Annotated in this window: 15 protein-coding genes; 10 read left to right on the top strand and 5 right to left on the bottom strand. The window is 61.9% G+C overall.

The annotated features are described in order from the left end of the window. The first annotated feature begins 12 nt into the window (after nt 1-12). Nucleotides 13-1,557, top strand: a complete 1,545-nt coding sequence (lysS, locus tag GM668_RS21815; RefSeq protein ID WP_155441062.1) for a lysine--tRNA ligase — start codon at nt 13-15, stop codon at nt 1,555-1,557. Nucleotides 1,558-1,600: 43 nt separating this feature from the next. Here lysS and ppnN read toward each other — a convergent pair whose 3' ends face one another. Next, the gene (ppnN, locus tag GM668_RS21810) at nt 1,601-2,971 is read right to left on the bottom strand and encodes a nucleotide 5'-monophosphate nucleosidase PpnN (RefSeq protein ID WP_155441061.1); all 1,371 of its coding nucleotides are present in this window, start codon (nt 2,969-2,971) and stop codon (nt 1,601-1,603) included. 301 nt (nt 2,972-3,272) lie between these two features. Between ppnN and GM668_RS21805 the strand changes: the two genes are divergently transcribed. Next, nucleotides 3,273-4,781 (top strand): peptide MFS transporter, encoded by a 1,509-nt coding sequence (locus GM668_RS21805; RefSeq protein ID WP_371868755.1) that lies wholly within the window; start codon nt 3,273-3,275, stop codon nt 4,779-4,781. Nucleotides 4,782-4,850: 69 nt separating this feature from the next. After that, nucleotides 4,851-5,627, top strand: coding sequence for a hypothetical protein (locus tag GM668_RS21800; protein WP_155441060.1), 777 nt, complete (start codon nt 4,851-4,853; stop codon nt 5,625-5,627). Nucleotides 5,628-5,652: 25 nt separating this feature from the next. On the opposite strand, the gene glpD is transcribed toward GM668_RS21800, so the two are convergent. Then, complete coding sequence (gene glpD / locus GM668_RS21795; RefSeq protein ID WP_229499693.1) at nt 5,653-7,245, bottom strand: glycerol-3-phosphate dehydrogenase; 1,593 nt, start codon at nt 7,243-7,245, stop codon at nt 5,653-5,655. 82 nt (nt 7,246-7,327) lie between these two features. Next, on the bottom strand, nt 7,328-8,242 hold the full coding sequence (locus GM668_RS21790; protein ID WP_155441059.1) for a helix-turn-helix domain-containing protein: 915 nt from the start codon (nt 8,240-8,242) through the stop codon (nt 7,328-7,330). Between the two features lie 87 nt (nt 8,243-8,329). Between GM668_RS21790 and GM668_RS21785 the strand changes: the two genes are divergently transcribed. The 6 genes from GM668_RS21785 (at nt 8,330) to fos (ending at nt 13,748) form a co-directional block, all read left to right on the top strand. After that, nucleotides 8,330-9,736: a cytochrome P450 gene (locus tag GM668_RS21785; RefSeq protein WP_155441058.1), complete on the top strand. Its 1,407-nt coding sequence runs from the start codon at nt 8,330-8,332 to the stop codon at nt 9,734-9,736. Between the two features lie 9 nt (nt 9,737-9,745). Then, nucleotides 9,746-10,189, top strand: coding sequence for a GNAT family N-acetyltransferase (locus tag GM668_RS21780; protein WP_170305757.1), 444 nt, complete (start codon nt 9,746-9,748; stop codon nt 10,187-10,189). Between the two features lie 177 nt (nt 10,190-10,366). Further along, nucleotides 10,367-11,401, top strand: a complete 1,035-nt coding sequence (locus GM668_RS21775) for a sensor histidine kinase (protein ID WP_371868754.1) — start codon at nt 10,367-10,369, stop codon at nt 11,399-11,401. Next, nucleotides 11,398-12,180 carry a LytR/AlgR family response regulator transcription factor gene (locus GM668_RS21770; protein WP_229499691.1) on the top strand — a complete coding sequence of 261 codons (783 nt, stop codon included), beginning with the start codon at nt 11,398-11,400 and terminating at the stop codon, nt 12,178-12,180. Before GM668_RS21775 ends, GM668_RS21770 begins: the two co-directional genes overlap by 4 nt. Further along, the gene (locus GM668_RS21765) at nt 12,170-13,264 is read left to right on the top strand and encodes a S41 family peptidase (protein ID WP_155441057.1); all 1,095 of its coding nucleotides are present in this window, start codon (nt 12,170-12,172) and stop codon (nt 13,262-13,264) included. The genes GM668_RS21770 and GM668_RS21765 overlap by 11 nt, the downstream gene beginning before the upstream one ends. A gap of 73 nt (nt 13,265-13,337) precedes the next feature. Further along, complete coding sequence (gene fos / locus GM668_RS21760; protein ID WP_155441126.1) at nt 13,338-13,748, top strand: fosfomycin resistance glutathione transferase; 411 nt, start codon at nt 13,338-13,340, stop codon at nt 13,746-13,748. Here the strand turns inward: fos and GM668_RS21755 are convergent, their stop codons facing one another. Next, nucleotides 13,749-14,696 (bottom strand): LysR substrate-binding domain-containing protein, encoded by a 948-nt coding sequence (locus GM668_RS21755; protein WP_155441056.1) that lies wholly within the window; start codon nt 14,694-14,696, stop codon nt 13,749-13,751. Nucleotides 14,697-14,804: 108 nt separating this feature from the next. On the opposite strand from GM668_RS21755, the gene GM668_RS21750 reads away from it, so the two are divergent. Next, nucleotides 14,805-15,839 carry an NAD-dependent epimerase/dehydratase family protein gene (locus GM668_RS21750; RefSeq protein ID WP_170305756.1) on the top strand — a complete coding sequence of 345 codons (1,035 nt, stop codon included), beginning with the start codon at nt 14,805-14,807 and terminating at the stop codon, nt 15,837-15,839. Here GM668_RS21750 and GM668_RS21745 read toward each other — a convergent pair. After that, nucleotides 15,781-17,061, bottom strand: coding sequence for a metal-dependent hydrolase family protein (locus tag GM668_RS21745; RefSeq protein ID WP_155441054.1), 1,281 nt, complete (start codon nt 17,059-17,061; stop codon nt 15,781-15,783). The two genes, GM668_RS21750 and GM668_RS21745, sit on opposite strands and share 59 nt — an antisense overlap. Between the last annotated feature and the right edge of the window lie 25 nt (nt 17,062-17,086).

Here is a 17,086-nt window from a genome sequence, read left to right as displayed (position 1 = left end):
TTGGACCCCATAATGACTACGGAAAACCTGGATCAGCAAGATAACAACGTTCCTGTCGCACAGGAAGAAAACAAGATCATCGCCGAGCGCCGCGCCAAGCTGGCTGCCATCCGCGAAAAAGGCGTGGCTTTCCCGAACGACTTCAAACCTGAACACAAGGCTGCCGACCTGGCCGCGCAATATGGCGATAAAACCCGCGAAGAACTGGAAGCCAATCCAGTGGAAGTGGTGCTGGCCGGCCGCATGATGCTCAAACGCGAAGCCGGCAAGAAGGCCGCTTTCGCTACGTTGCAGGACGCGTCGGGCCCGCGCTGCGACGGCCGCATCCAGATTTACGCCACGCTGGACGCCACCGGCGAAGAAGCCATGGCCAACCTGCGCACCTATGACCTGGGCGATATCCTGGGCGTGAAAGGCACGCTGTTCAAGACCAAGACCGATGAACTGACCATCAAAGTCACGGAACTGCGCCTGATCACCAAGTCGCTGCGCCCGCTGCCGGACAAATTCCACGGCCTGGCAGACCAGGAAACCAAGTACCGCCAGCGCTACGTGGATTTGATCACCAGCGAAGAAACCCGCCGCACGTTCAAGGCCCGTACCGCCGCGATGTCTTCCATCCGCCGCTTTATGGAAAAGAACGATTTCATGGAAGTGGAAACGCCGATGCTGCACCCGATCCCGGGCGGCGCGGCAGCCAAGCCATTCATCACGCACCACAACGCGCTGGACATGCAAATGTTCCTGCGTATCGCGCCTGAGCTGTACCTGAAGCGCCTGGTGGTGGGCGGCTTTGACCGCGTATTTGAAATCAACCGCAACTTCCGCAATGAAGGCGTGTCGATCCGCCACAACCCGGAATTCACGATGATGGAATTCTACGCGGCCTACACCGACTACAAATGGCTGATGGACTTCACGGAAGCCGTGATTCGCCAGGCCGCCATCGATGCGCACGGCACCGCGACGCTGACCTATGGCGGCCGCGAACTGGACCTGGCCAAGCCGTTCCACCGCCTGACCATCGTGCAAGCCATCAACAAGTACGCACCGGGCTACACCGATGCGCAGCTGAACGATGCGGAATTCATCAAGGCGGAATTGCTGAAGTTCGGCGTCAAGCCGCATGCGCACTCGGGCCTGGGCGCGCTGCAACTGGCGCTGTTCGAAGAAACCGCCGAAGCGCAGCTGTGGGAACCAACCTACATCATCGACTATCCAGTCGAAGTGTCGCCGCTGGCCCGTGCGTCGGACACCCGTCCCGGCATCACCGAGCGTTTCGAGCTGTTCATGGTGGGCCGCGAAATCGCCAACGGCTTCTCGGAGCTGAACGATGCGGAAGACCAGTCGGCACGCTTCCTGGCGCAGGTGGAAGCCAAGGATGCGGGCGATGAAGAAGCCATGTACTACGACGCCGACTATATCCGCGCGCTGGAATACGGCATGCCGCCCGCCGGCGGTTGCGGCATCGGCATTGACCGCCTGATGATGATCATCACGGACTCGCCGAACATCCGCGACGTGCTGCTGTTCCCGCACTTGCGCAAGGAAGACTAAGCGCCCCAAGTAAAATGGCCCGTCATCGAGACGGGCCATTTTTTTACTGGATCACCTTATAGCACGGCGTATACGCCTTGCCCGCCAGCTTCATCCGGCTCTGCGCCACAAACGATGCCAGCAGCGCATCCATCGGCCCCATGATTTCCGTTTCACCGTGCAGCTCGAAGTGGCCATACTTCTCGATTGCGCGGATACCGTCTTCCTTCACGTTGCCCGCCACCACGCCCGAGAATGCGCGGCGCAGGTTGGCCGCCAGCATGTGCACCGGCTGGTTCTTGTGCAAGTTCAGGTTGCGCATGTTTTCATGCGTCGGCGCGAACGGGCGCTGGAATTCCTGGTCGATCTTCAACGCCCAGTTGAAGTAATACGCATCACTGCGCGCCTTGCGGAATTCACGCACTTCCTTGATCCCCGCCTGCATTTCACGCGCGACCAGTTCCGGATCATCGATGATGATCTTGTAGCGGGCCTGCGCTTCTTCGCCCAAGGTGGTGCCGATGAAACGGTTAATCTGGGCAAAGTAATCGCGCGACGATTCCGGACCCGTGAAAATCAGCGGGAATGGCGTGCCCGCGTTATCCGGGTGCAGCAAGATACCGAGGATATACAGGATTTCTTCCGCCGTACCCGCGCCGCCGGGGAACACGATAATGCCGTGGCCTGTGCGGACAAACGCTTCCAGCCGCTTTTCAATGTCCGGCATGATGACCAGGCTGTTGACGATCGGATTCGGCGATTCGGCCGCAATAATGCCCGGCTCGGAAATGCCCAGGTAGCGGCCCTGGTGCGTGCGCTGCTTTGCGTGGCCTATCGTGGCCCCTTTCATCGGGCCTTTCATGGCGCCCGGACCGCAGCCCGTGCAGATATCAAGTGCGCGCAAGCCCAGCTGATAGCCCACTTCTTTTGAATAGTTATATTCGGTGCGGTTGATGGAATGGCCGCCCCAGCACACCACCAGATTCGGATTCAAATGCGGCTTCAACACACCGGCATTGCGCAGAATATGAAAAACCGCGTCGGTAATGCCATCGGTGCGCGTCAAATCGAATTTCGGGTTATCCGTTACTTCATTGGACACAAACACGATATCGCGCAGCACCGAGAACAAGTGTTCGTGGATGCCTTTAATCATTTTGCCATCGACGAATGCAATCGACGGCGCACCGCGGATTTCCAGCTTGATGCCCCGTTCCCGCTGCTTGATATCGATTTCAAATGATTTATAACGGTCCAGCAATTCCTTTCCATCGTCGATAGTGCTGCCGCAATTAAGCACCGCGAGGGCGCAATTACGGAAGATGTTATACAGCCCGCCCTTCCCGGAATCGAGCAACTTGACGACTTCCGCCTTGGTCAGCACTTCCAGCATGCCTTCAGGGGAAATCAGGGTATCGACAACGTCATGTTCCATGATACGGCCATCCTTTTTGAAGTTCTATTTTGCAACTATTGACCCTGCGACACCAATATACGCCAAACGCGACGCTTTAGGGCCTCAGATTGATAGCGTGCGCCTATCAATTCCACTTATGCCGTTGCAACTGTCGCCACAATGCTGCATCGCAGCGAGCGATTTTCTGGACTTGCGCGTAAGGTAGATTACAATGGCGCACCTGTTGGGATATGGGCCATTCAGAAGCGTGTTACCAACGCGCTTTTCCAGTGCCTGATCCCATATTTTTTTATCAAAACAAAATTAGGAGAGGCACCATATGAGCGGTGCAACGATGCAGAAAGCGGCGGAGATCCAGCCGCCCGAGTATAAACAGTTGATGGGCCACCCTGCCCCGCTGTGGATGCTCTTTATGACCGAATTCTGGGAACGTTTCGCGTTTTACGGTATTCGCTGGGCGCTGGTGCTGTATATCGTCGCTCAATTCCACGGCGGCAATGCCGCCGGCCAGGCAGATGCGAACCTGACCTATGGTTCCTACCTCGCCCTCGTTTATGCTGCCGCACTGTTCGGCGGCTATGTGGCTGACCGCGTAATCGGCTACCAGCGCTCCATCCTCGTCGGCGCCGTATTCATGGCAGCAGGTTTGTTCATGATCGCAGTCCCCGATCCAACTCTATTCAAATTCGGCCTGGCAACCATCATTGCTGGTAACGGTCTGTTCAAACCGAATATCTCGACCATGGTCGGCAAGCTGTACAGCGCTTCCGACTCCCGCCGCGATTCCGGCTTCACCATCTTCTACATGGGCATCAATACGGGCGCACTGATTGCTCCGGTGCTGACCCAGGTATTGGCTGAAAAAGTGTTCGGCGTCGATGGCATGCCGTCTTATAAAGTCGTGTTCATGGCTGCCGGTGTCGGCATGCTGATTTCGCTGGTCTGGTTCCAGATCGGCCGCGCAGGCTTGAAAGGCATCGGCGCGCCCGATCCGCAAGCACAGAGCATGGCCCGCGTCGTCTACGTGGTGCTGGGCTGCTTCGCCGTGATCCCGGTGGTGTATTTGCTGCTGTCGCTGGGCGGCCAAAAGCTGCAAATGGTGTTGACCGTGCTGTTCCTGATCCTGGCCGGCATGCTGCTGGCGGAAGGCTTCCGCAACGGCAAAGTCGCGCGCGACAAAGTCATTGCCATGATGGTGATCTTTACCTTCAACATCATGTTCTGGATGTTCTTTGAACAGGCCGGTTCGTCGTTCACGTTCCTGGCGGAATACATCGTGCGCCGCGACTTCAGCGGCTGGACTTTCCCGACCGCGTGGTTCCAGATCTTCAACTCGCTGGCCATCATCTCGCTGGCGCCAGTGGTTGCCGCAGTGTGGGTATTCCTGGCCAAGCGCAACGCCAATCCTTCGATCCCCCGTAAATTCGGCCTGGGCATCCTGCTCAACGGCAGCGCCTTCGCACTGCTGTGGTTCGCACTGACCGCACTGGTCGGCGCCGACAGCAAGATTCCATTCTGGACGCTGGTTATGGTGTACACGCTGCAATCGGTGGGTGAGCTGTGCCTGTCGCCTATCGGCCTGTCGATGGTGACCAAGCTGGCGCCTACCCGCCTGGTGGGCCTGGGCATGGGCGGCTGGTTCCTGTCGACCGGTATCGGCAACAACCTGTCCGGCATCTTCGCTTCGCACGCTTCGGGCGAAGGCGGCATGTCGGTGGCGACGGCGCTCAATGCCTACACCCAGGGCTTCTGGATCCTGATGATTGGCGGCGGCCTGCTGTTCCTGATCGCCCCGCTGATCAACAAGCTGATGCACGGCGTGAAGTAATTCACAGCCTTGCGTGACTGAACGGCGGCCCATCGTGGCCGCCGTTCTGCCTTTCAAGCCGGAGCCGACATGGGACCAACGCTGTTGCTGAAACTTTTCCTTGCCCCCGCATTGATCGGCGGCGTCACATTGGCAGGACGCCGCTGGGGTCCCACGGTTGCGGGCTGGCTGTCGGCCTTCCCCATCGTGGCGGGTCCCGTCTTGCTGACCATGACCGCGGAACAAGGACCGGCTTTTGCCGCCACCGCCGCGCAAGGCACGCTATGCGCGGTGCTGGCCGTGCTGGCGTTCAGCGTCGCGTATGCTCGGGTGGCGGCATCGCATGGCATTGCCGCGTCCATGCTGTCGGCGCTGGCCGTGTATGCACTGGCGGTGGCGGCGATCCAGAAGCTGCAAGCACCCGTATATATTTGCTTTGCATTGGTCGTGGCGGCGCTGATGGTGACGCCGTACCTGTTCCCGGACATGCCGGCGTCTAAGCCAACCGGCAAGCCGGCATCAGGCGGCGATCTGCCTTACCGCATGGCGGCAGCCGCGTTGCTGGTATTGGCAGTCAGTTATGGCGCTGCCGCCATGGGCCCGCGCCTGTCCGGCATCTTTGCCATGTTCCCGACCATGAGCACGGTATTGGTCGGCTTTTCCCATGCGCGCCAGGGCAATGCGTTTGCCATTGCGCTGCTGCGCGGCATGGTGCCGGGCTATTACGCCTTTGCGGTTTTCTGCCTCGTGCTGTCGCAACTGCTGCATGAAGGAGCGGTCGTGCAGGCGTTTGGCGCCGCGTTCGCGTGCGCACTGGCCGTGCAATTTGCCACGAAATCCGTCATGACGCGGATGCAGGCACGCTGAACCCGCGGCCGGCATCGCGCTGCGCTTATGGGGACACTGGCGCCTTGTAAGCGCAGCCTGCCGCGCCCGCGTCAGCGCTTTGCATGGTGTTGGCGGCCAGCCACGCATCCAGGCGCGCGGCGGTATCGGGCGGCGTGTGCAAGCCCAGCTTGGAACGGCGCCACAGGATGTCTTCCGCCGTCCTGGCCCATTCATAGCGGCGCAGGTACGCGATTTCCGCCATATACAGGCCGGGCGCGAATGCTTCCCCCATCTCCGCCAGCGACGTGCGGCCATCGAGCAGCGTATGCAGGCGCGTGCCATAGGCGCGGCAATAGCGCGCCGCCAGCGCGGGCGGCAGCCATGGATACTGGTCCTTGATTTTCTGTTCCCACTCGCCATAGCGCAGTACGGCGCAATTTTGCGGCGTATCGCCAAACAGGTCGCCGCCCGGCAGGCACGCTTTTTCCGTCCAGCCCGGACGCGGGCTGCCCAGCGCCTTGCAGACCAGGTCCACGGCTTCTTCCGCCAGTTTGCGGAACGTCGTGATCTTGCCGCCAAAGACATTGAGCAGCGGCGCGCCTTGTTGGTCCAGCGAGAATTTATAGTCGCGCGTTAACGCCTTGGCAGAACGCTCTGTGTCTTCCAGCAATGGCCGCACCCCGGAATACGTCCATACGACATCGGACGGCGTGATGGCTGTTTCAAAGTATTCACCGGCCAGCCGGCACAGGTAATCGGTTTCACTGCCGTCGATGGCCACCGTGTCCGGGTCACCGTTGTAATCAAGGTCCGTGGTGCCGATCAGCGTGTAATCGTGTTCATAGGGAATGGCAAACACGATGCGGCCATCCGGATGCTGGAAGATGTACGCATGGTCATGTTCAAACAGGCGGGGCACGACGATATGGCTGCCCTTGACCAGCCGGAGCGGCCGCGTGCGGCGCTCCGGCAGCGCCATGCCCAGGACGTTCATGGTCCACGGCCCGGCCGCATTGACGACGCATCGCGCACGCACCACCTGTTCGGCGCCATCTTCGCTGCGCAACGTGGCTATCCATGCCTCGCCTTCACGCAGCAGGCGCGTGCACGCGGTGCGGGTGCGGACAGCCGCGCCTTTGCGGCACGCATCCATGACGTTCAGCACGACCAGCCGCGCATCGTCGACCCAGCCATCCGAATACACGAAGCCCTTGGTGTATGCCCGTTTCAGCGGGCGTCCGGCCGGGTGGCAGCGCAAATTCACGCCTTGGGAACCAGGCAGGATTTCGCGCCGCGCCAGCATGTCGTACAGGTACAAGCCGGCGCGGATCATCCAGGTGGGACGCAAGCCTGCGCGGTGCGGCATCACAAAACGCAGCGGACGCATGATGTGCGGAGCGCTGCGCAGCAAGACTTCCCGTTCTATCAGCGCTTTGCGCACCAGCTTGAATTCGTAGTACTCCAGGTAGCGCAGGCCGCCGTGGATCAATTTACTCGACGCTGACGACGTGTGCGACGCCAGGTCATCCTTTTCGCACAGGACGACGCACAGTCCCCGTCCGGCCGCATCCCGCGCGATGCCCGCGCCATTGATGCCGCCGCCCACCACCAGCAAATCGCACTCGATGTCGTACCCTGCCGCCATGCTGCCATCCATAAAACTGTTGCTTTAGAATAAAGATACGCGATGTCGCGATGGCTTGCAAATACTGTGACGTGACCGGTCCGCGAAAGCGTGGCTACATCCACAGCCGGTATAGCCAGAACGACTCGTCTTCAATAAAGCGCTGGGCAAATTCACCCGGAGGAAAGCCTGTAATCTGGCGCGACACGCGGCTCATGTGCGCCTGGTCGGAAAAGCCTTCCTGCAGCGCCAGGTCGGCCCAGCTGAACGGCGTGCCCGCTTCGTACAGGTCGCGCGCGGCAAAGAACAGCCCTTCCGTGCGCACCAGCGCCTGCCATTCGCGCAGCGAGCGGCCACTGTAAGACTTGATGCGGCGCTCCAGCTGGCGCGGGCTGACATCGCGCTGCCATGCATGCGCTTTCAGCGCCAGCCGCTCCACCCAGTGGCGGCCCAATTGGCGCACCGACGCCAGTGCCGACGCCTCGCCGTTGACCGCCCGCCACCTGTTGGTTAATTGCTGTTCCAGTACCGCCATTGCTTGCCCATCGTCCCGCGCCTGCAGCAAACCGTTCAAGAGCGGCGCCCAGCTGGAATCAAGGACGTCTTCGGCCGGTACGAAGCGGTCATGCAGCGTGGCCAGGTCGACGCCGAACAGCGCGTGCGCCACATCGGCGGGAAAACACGCCATAGCGCCGCGCCCTGTCGTGGGCGCCCAGCTGGCCAGCGGCTTGGACTGGCTGCCGGACAGCATGACCGGTGACGCGAAGGGTTCCCACTGTGGCCCTGCCGCAGTGTCTTGCACCAGCCCAGGCTCGATACTGTCGAACCACGACAGCGTAATCAACGGGGATGCGGGAAAGTGTGACAGCCGCTGCGCGCTGTCCAGCGCCAGCCCGCGCGTATCGCGGCTGATCAGTGCTGCCAGCACGCCTTGCAAGGCAGGCGGCGCCGGGTACAGGCGGTTGTGCGGTGCGCCGTGCGTGAAACGGGGTGCGCGTTCCCATTGCGCGGGACAGGTAACGGAATTCATGGGCTTCGAGTATACCAAGCAGGCAATCGCAGCGCGATGTCGTTTCCGTTCAATACGGCCGGTAAATCGCGGCGGACAATCCCGCTTATGAAAACCACAGCCCAATGCCCCTACCACAGCACAGGCGACGCGCCTGCCGTCAAACTGAAACCGCCCGGTGCATGGCCGCCCGGACCCCAACCCGGCATCACGGGGTGGGGCCTGTTGCGGCAAATGTCGCGCGATCTTCTCGGCGCCATGCGCCGCTGGCAAGCGTCGTACGGCGGGCTGGTCCACTTGCGCATCTGGCCGGAACACCAGATCGTCGTGACGGATCCCGCGCTGGCGCGGGAACTGCTGGTGCAGCACCATCAGGCGCTGATCCGCTGGGAACGCGGTATTGAAGTATTTTCACAGCTGCATGGGCACAGCGTGCTGATCGCAGAAGGCGAACCGTGGCGCGTCAAGCGCTTGGCGCTGCAGCCGAACTTCGCGCCCAAGCCGTCGGCAGCGCTGGTTCCGGCCATTGCCGCCCGCGCTGAACGGGCCTTGTCCGCGTGGCTGCCGGGTGCATGGCCGGTTGAACAGGCGCTGACGACACTGACGATGGAAGTCATTGCCGGCATGGCGTTTTCCGGCGATATCACGGCTGAAGCGCCCGCCGCCGCGCAAGCCTTGCATGACGTATCGGTGGCGGCCAACCGCGAGTTTTTCTGGCCATTCAACCTGCCCCGCTGGCTGCCATCGCAACGCGCCAAGCACCGGGCCATGGCGTACATCGATGCCTTGATCGCACGGCACATCCATGCCCGCGTGCAGGCGCCGCGCGACAGCTGGCCGGATGATTTGCTGAGCCGCTTGCTGGCGCTGCATGCGGACGATGCGGCGGCATGGCCATTGTCCGCCGTGCGCGATGAGTGCATGACGACTTTCCTGGCCGGCCACGAAACGGCTGCCGCAACAATGACGTGGTGGATGTGGTGCATGGCGGCCAATCCGCAAGCACAGCAGCAGGCGCGCGATGAAGTCCGCCGGCATCTGCAAGGCCGTGCGCCGGTGGCGGCCGATATCGCAGCGCTGCCGTACGTGGCAGCCACGTTGCAGGAAACCATGCGGCTCTACCCTGCCGCCCCCGTGCTGATCAGCCGCCGCTCCACGGCGCCGATCACACTGGGCGGCTGGCAGATCCCCGCTCGTACAATCTTTACGGTACCGGTACAATTGATGCAGCATGATGCGCGGTGGTTCCCGGAGCCGCAGCTGTTCCGTCCCGAACGCTTTCTGGACGACGCACAGCATGCGCCACGGGGAGCCTACATGCCATTCGGCACCGGGCCGCGCATCTGCCTGGGCCAGCATCTGGTGATGGCGGAAATGACCGTGATTGCAGCAATGGTGCTGCAGCGCTTTGCACTGGCGCCGGTGGAAGGCGTAGCGCCGCCGGTGCCAGTGATGAATGTGACGCTAAGGCCGCAACAGCCGCTGGCGCTCCAATTGACCAAACTACAGCGATAAGGATAGAGATTGAAGGAATACGCAATTGTCATCAGCGGCGAAGCCGATACTGCACTGGAACAAATGATCGGCGACGGGCTCGACGCGTACAACCAGCAAGCGCTTGGCTACACGGACCGGCGTCCCCTTTCCGTGGTCGTCCGCGATCCAGACACTGGCGACGCCATCGGCGGCATCACCGGCAGGACTTCGCTGGGACTGGCGTTTCTGGATTTGTTTTACTTGCCGGACTCCCAGCGCGGAGCGGGGCTGGGCACAAAAATCCTGCAGGCGTTCGAAGATGAAGCGCGCCGGCGCGGCTGCAGTTCTGCGGTGTTGTACACCATCAGCTTCCAGGCGCCGGGTTTTTATGAAAAAAACGGGTGGGTGCGTTTTGGCGAGATCAGCTCGGAGCGGGAAGGCGTCAGCCGGGTGTTCATGACCAAGAAACTCGACCTGCCACAGCGTGCCTGATCCGACCGGCTGGACCGCAAGATTTGCACGGTTCGCCGCAATGGACTCGACCCGCAGCCGGGCCATCGTCTAAGGTAAAGACTTTCATACCTGAGGACGTTCCATGCGTGCATTGCTTTCTATTCGCTGGGTGATTGAAACGCTAGAATTGCAGAATTGCATTTCTGGAAACCCCGCGTGAAAGTCGACACCCCTTTATTCGTTCCCGTGCTGGCCGCGCTGCCGGTGTCAGTCTGCATGCTCATCCTGGGCTTACCCGCCGTCAGCGACCACTATATCGTCGCCTTTCGTACGCTGTTCCTGGTCGCCTGCCTGCTATGGCTTATTCCGCTGACGCTGCTTCAGCGCGCGATGTGGCGCCGCGAGTGGCCGTGGCTGCGCATGGGATTGATCCTGCTGGTGGTCACCTACGCCATGGCCCTGACGAACGCCCTGCTGGGGCAGAGTTTCGGGATCGTGATTGGCATGGAAACGGGCTACCAGTGGGGCAGGCTGGCGCGTGGACTCGATAGCTGCTGGCTGGCGCTGATCGCCTTTTGCGCGGTCCACGCGATGGGCGGCTATTACCTGTCGCTGCAACAGGTGCGGCTGCATCTGGCCCAGGCGCAAGGCGCCGCGCGCGATGCCGAATTGCGGGCGCTGCGCCTGCAGGTCAATCCCCACTTCCTGTTCAACTCCCTGAACGCGGTATCCGCGCTGGTGTCGGCACAATCGAACCGGGAAGCCAACCGCATGCTGGCGTCGCTGTCCGATTTTCTGCGCGCCACGCTGGCGCATGACGGCCGCCACGAACATGCGCTGGCCGATGAACTGGCACTGCTTGACGCTTACCTGGCCGTCGAAAAGGCGCGGCTCGGCGAACGCCTGCGCCTGACGATGAAGGCCGGCCCCGACTTGCTCGACAGCGTCGTGCCGTACCTGATTCTGCAGCCGCTGGTGGAGAACGCGATCAGGCACGGCATCGCACCGCTGTCCACGCCCGGGCGGCTCGATATCCTGGTCGAGCGTGACGGCCAGCGCCTGCTGATCGACGTGCGGAATGACGGCCGGCGGCAGCCGCAGCCGGGCAGCGGCATTGGCCTGGCCAACGTCAAAGAGCGCTTGCGCCACCTGTATGGGGTGGAGCAGCAGGTGGATGCTGGCTGGGGTATAGACGGCCGCTTCCAGGTGCGCATCGCCATGCCGCAGCGCGCCATGGAGGTGGGACCATGAACATCCGCGTCGTGATTATCGACGACGAGCCGCTGGCCAGGCTGGCCGTCAAGGTCAGGCTGGCGCGGCGCGGCGCCTTCGAGCTGGTGGGCGAATTCAGTGACGGCGCCAGCGCTGTCGAAGGGATTGTGGCGCTGCAGCCCGACCTGGTGTTCGTCGACGTCGAAATGCCAGGCAAGTCCGGCCTCGAGGTGCTGGCCGCGCTGCCGCCGGCGCAGCGTCCGATGGCCATCCTGCTCACCGCCTACGACAGCTTTGCGCTGCAAGCCTTTGAACTAGCCGCCCTCGATTACCTGTTGAAGCCGGTCGATGACGAACGCTTCGACGAAGCGCTTGACCGCGCACAGCAGGCTTTTCCCTACCGCAGCCCGGGACGTACCGCGGCGCCGGCCGCCGAACCGGCGCTGCAAAGTTTCACCGTGCGTGTCGGAACACGCACGGTGGTGGTGCCGGTTGCGGAAGTTGAGCGCATCGAGGCGGACGGCGACTATGCTTCCCTGCACGCGAATGGATCGACGTGGCTGGTGCGCGAACGCTTGCACACCCTGGCCAAGCAGCTCGATCCGCGCCAGTTTCATCGCATACACCGCTCGACGATCGTGCGGCTGGACATGATCGCCGAGCTGCGCTCGCTGACCAACCGGATGCGTTGCTGCGCATGCGCGACGGCAGTGTCCTGCGCGCCAGCCGCACCTATATGCCCGCCCTGGCGGCGGCGCTGCAACAGCGCTAAACAAGAACCGATTCGCAGTCCAACTTGGAGAATGTATGTTAGGTAAAAAGAAGATCGTCGCAGGCGCTGTATTGAGCATGCTGTTGCCGTTGTCCGCCTTCGCGGCGGAGGATGCCCCGTTGAATGCCTCCGACCGCGCTGCGATCGTGCAGACGCTGGTCGAAAAAATCAATGCAAATTACATCGAACCCGCCGTGGCTGAACGGGTTGGCCGTGCGATTGCAAGCAAGCATGCAAAGGGGGGCTATGCATCCGCCACCAGCGCGAAAGCCTTGAGCGAAGCGCTGGCGACGGACTTGCGCGAGATCAGTGGCGACAAGCACTTCGGCGCCAGGGTGGTCGAAGGATTCCGTGAGTCCACCAGTGCTTTCGAACCGCTGAGCCGTACCCAGGTCGACGAATGGCACGACGCGGTCGTGCGGGGCGGCTATGGTATCGAAAAGATCGAACGCCTTCCCGGCAACGTGGGCTACTTCGAGCTGCGCAATTTCGGCAACCCGACATTCGTTGGCCAGGCATACACCGCTGCGATGATGCTCTTGGCGGGAACGGATGCGCTGATCATCGACTTGCGCCGCAACGGCGGCGGCACCCCGATGAGTTCGGCGTACCTGATCAGCCATTTTTTCCCGGTCGGCGACCGCCGGCACCTGAGCGACATGTACGTTCGCCCGGACAATACGACGGAGCAGTTCTGGACTGTGCCGACCGTCGCGCAGCGTTACGACAAGCCGGTGTACGTGTTGACGTCGCCACGCACCTTTTCCGCCGGGGAGGATTTCGCCTACGGTATCCAGGCGCAAAAGCGCGGGACGGTGGTCGGTGAAACCACCGGCGGCGGAGCCAATCCCGTGGGGTGGTACAGCGTGGGGCATGACATTGCTGTTGCGGTCCCGGACTCGCGCACAACCAATTTCGTCACCAAAACCAGCTGGGACAAAGCCGGCGTGAAACCGGACATCGCGGTGCCGGCGGCGCAGGCACTGCAAGCGGCGCACGCCGCCATCTTGCGCAGCCTGGCCGCGTCCGCAAAGGACGACAAAGCGCGCACCGAGCTGCAACGCCTGCTCGCCATGGTGGAAAAGGGTGAAACCGATAAGCCGGTCTATATCCTCAGGGGCGAGCGTTAATCGGTCAACCTTGCTCTCGACGAAGCCGTCCCGGATGACGGCTTCCGGCCCCCGTCACTCTTCCAGGATCGCTATGCTCACCAGCTTTAATCACCTGACGCTCGCCGTCTCCGACCTGCCGCGCAGCTTCGACTTTTACTCGCGTCTTTTGAATTTCCGGCCCGCCGCCATGTGGGAAACCGGCGCCTACCTGTCCCTGGGCGAGCTTTGGCTATGCTTGTCCTTATCCAGCGGCCAGCGCATCGAACCGCCCTCGTCCTACACGCATTACGCATTTTCGATCCAGCAGCAGGATTTCGACGCATTCAGGCAGAAACTGCTGGAGAACGGCGTGCGTCCATGGCAGGAAAACCGCAGCGAAGGCGACTCGTTTTACTTCCTTGATCCCGACGGCCATCAATTGGAAGCGCACGTGGGATCGCTGGCGTCGCGGCTGGCCGAATGCAAAATCAAACCCTACAAAGGCATGCAGTTCTTTGACTGACTACCCAGCCTTCCTGTGCAACTCCGTCTCTTCTTCAAACAGCGCCTCAAACTCCGCCAGCGCCGCCGCCATCTGCGCCACCTCTTCCACCAGCCAGCACTTGAACGCATCGATTTTCGCCATGCCCTGCTTGTTAATGTTGGTCAGCAGCCGGTAGCCGGATTTGTAGGGAATCGGCTTGCCGTGGATTAGCCGCAGCGCACCTTTGCGCACGTCTTCATACACGATGCTCCATGCGCCCAGCGCCACGCCCTGCCCCGCCACGGCCGCCTGCGTCAGCACGCCCCAGTGGCTGTAGCCTTTTGAAATGTCGTAGCAGCCGGCCGGCAAGCCGTTGGCGGCCATGTAGCGGTGCCAGTACAAATTGCTGCCTTCATCCAGCAGCGGCAACGTGCGCAAATCGTCCAGCGTGAATTCCGTGCGGCCGGCCGGCAGCATGTCCGGGCTGTAGACTGCCACCAGCCGCTCAGGGAACAGCACGCCGGGGTCGCCCGCTTCATAGCCGCCATAGCGGATCGCCACATCCACCGAATCATCTTCCAGGCTGACGATACGGTCGCTGGCGTCAAGCCGGATATCGAGTTCCGGATGCAGCCGCGTAAAATGCGTCAGGCGGGGCGCCAGCCATTTCAATGCAAACGAATGCGTGCTGGAGATACGCAGCACCTTTTCTTCGCACGAGTTTTGCAGCGCCGCCGCTTTCATGCGCAAGTCCGCCAGCACGCGCGCAACCGTGGCCGCAAAATCCCGCCCCTTTTCCGTCAATTCCACATTGCGCGGATGGCGCAGGAACAGCAGGAAGCCCAGCTCTTCTTCCAGGTGCCGGATCTGCTGGCTGACAGCAGCCGGCGTCTTGTGCAGTTCTTCGGCCGCCAGCTTGAAACTGCCCAGCCGGGCGGCGGCTTCCAGATCAATCAGCCCGGACAGGCTGCGTAAGGGTTTGGCCATGATGAATTAGATTTTCTTATGCTAAGACCGGCAATTTTCTCGTTTGTGCAGCGCGCCATGCAGGCGCAGAATGAAGCCATCACTCGTCGCACACAACAGGAGATTAACATGAGCAAGAATATCTTGGTTATCGGCGGTACAGGCGCGATCGGCGCCATGTTGGTGGAGCAACTGCTGAAAGCGGGCCACGCCGTGGCCATCGCCAGCCGTGGCCACACCCGCGATGGCTTCGGCGCGCAAGTCCGCCGCATCCACGTGGACCGCCATCACCGTGCCGCCATGCAGGCTGCCTTTGCCCATGTGTCCTTTGACGTTGTGATTGATTTGCTGAACCGCTCGCCACTGGATGCGCAAATTGCGCTGGACGTTTTCAAGGGCAAGACCAAGCGCTATGTGATGGCGTCGTCGATTGCCGTGTACCGCCAGCAGATAGGCTGCCGCAACGAACCTTTCGATGAAGCGGCACTGGACTTGTCCCGCGAAGCGATTGACTGGCAGCGCGACTGGCTGGAACCGGTCGACGCCCGCGAAAACTTCGCGCCGGGCCTGCGCCAGGCGGAAGCGGTCATGCAGGGTGATGGCGGCTTGCCGGCGGTATCCGTGCGGCTGGCCCATGTGCTGGGCGATACGCCATCCCCCCATGACCCGCTGGCCTATTACGTGGGACTGGTGCAATCAGACCAGGCGCTGCTCTATGCAAACGGCAAGGCCACCACGTCGTTCATCGACGTGGCGTCGGCCGCATCGTTCCTGCACTGGAGCGCCATGCAGGCGTTCACCGGCCCGGTCAATGCAGCCAGCGGCGGCCAGTTGTCGGCATTGGGCTTGCACCGCCGCGTGGGCGACGTACTGGGCATGCCGGCGCGGGCGCTGCCCCTGTCCACGCAGGGCAACTTGAGCCCGTTCGACTTGCCGCACCCGCTGCTGCTCGATACGGAACGCGCCGCGCAACTGGGCTACCGCTTCAACCGCCTGGATGGCTGGCTGGACCTGCTGATCCACCAGTACCAGCCGGATCTGGTCAGCGCGCCGGGCGACGTTCCCGAACAGGAGGCCGCCACGGCGCAGGTACCAGCCGAGCTGCTCAGCGCTTGTAAACCACACCGTCCTTCATTACAAACGTCACTTTCTGCAGCACGGTGACATCGTTTAACGGGTCGCCGCTGACCGCAATCAGGTCGGCGGCGTAGCCCGGCTCCACGGAACCGAGGCGGCTGCCCTGGTCCAGCAGTGCCGCCGCATGCAGCGTGGCCGAACGGATGGCTTCCAGCGCCGGCATGCCGGCTTCCACCATGTAGGCGAATTCTTTTGCATTGTCGCCATGCGGGAACACGCCCGCATCCGTACCGAACGCGATTTTCACGCCGGCCTTGTAGGCTTTGGCGAACGTGGACTGGATCAGCGGGCCGATGGCGGCGGCTTTCGGACGCACTTGCGGCGTGTAGTATTCCGGTTCCTTCGCCTTGTCCGCCACGTAACGCCCCGCGCTGATGGTCGGCACGTAATACGCGCCAGTCTTCTTGAACAGCGCAATGGCTTCATCATCCATATACGTGCCGTGCTCAATGGAATCAAGGCCCGCCCGCAGCGCGCGCTTGATGCCTTCCAGTCCATGCGCATGGACCGCCACGCGGAAGCCGTAATCCTTCGCAGTCGATGCGATGGCTTTCAATTCCTCGTCCGTGAATTGCGAATTCTGGCCGCTGTTGGCCTGGCTCAGCACGCCGCCCGTGGCGGTAATCTTGATCAGGTCCGCGCCTTCCTTGTAGCGGGCCCGCACGGCTTCGCGCGCCTCGTCCGGGCCGTTGATCACGCCGTCATAGGGTGTCGGGCGCCCCTTCGCCTTGCCCAGTTCGCGCGACAGGCCATTGGAATGGTCGCCGTGGCCGCCGGTGGTGGCAATCATCGTGCCCGCCGTGAAAATACGGGGACCGGGAATCGAACCGGCTGCAATGGCGCGCTTCATGGCGATGTTCAAGCCATCCGTGGCGCCCAGGTCGCGCACTGTCGTGAAACCGGCTTTCAGCGTGCGCTCGGCAAACGGCACCGAGCGGTACGCTTCATCAGCCGCATCCAGCGACAGCGTGCTGCGCAGCGCTTCCACCTGGCGCTGGGTTTCCGACGCCAGGTGCACGTGCATGTCGATCAATCCCGGCAGGCAAGCCTGCGACGACAGGTCGATGTCGCCCTTGGCCGCGCCGGTCGGCGCCGCGCTTTTGACGATGCCGTTTTCCACACTGACTGTGACTTTTTCCCGCCACACGCCTGCTTTCACATCCAGCAAACGGCCGCAATCCACATTTTGTACCGCTGCATTCGCACTTCCCACCACCAACAGCAAGCCCAGGGCCGACATCGCGCGCATTGTTTCTCCTTTGCAAAAAAAGCAA

This window comes from Pseudoduganella ginsengisoli, assembly GCF_009720865.1.
Lineage (GTDB): Bacteria > Pseudomonadota > Gammaproteobacteria > Burkholderiales > Burkholderiaceae_D > Rugamonas > Rugamonas ginsengisoli.
Note: the sequence above shows the minus strand (reverse complement) of the source record. Positions and strands in the feature narration are given on the sequence as shown.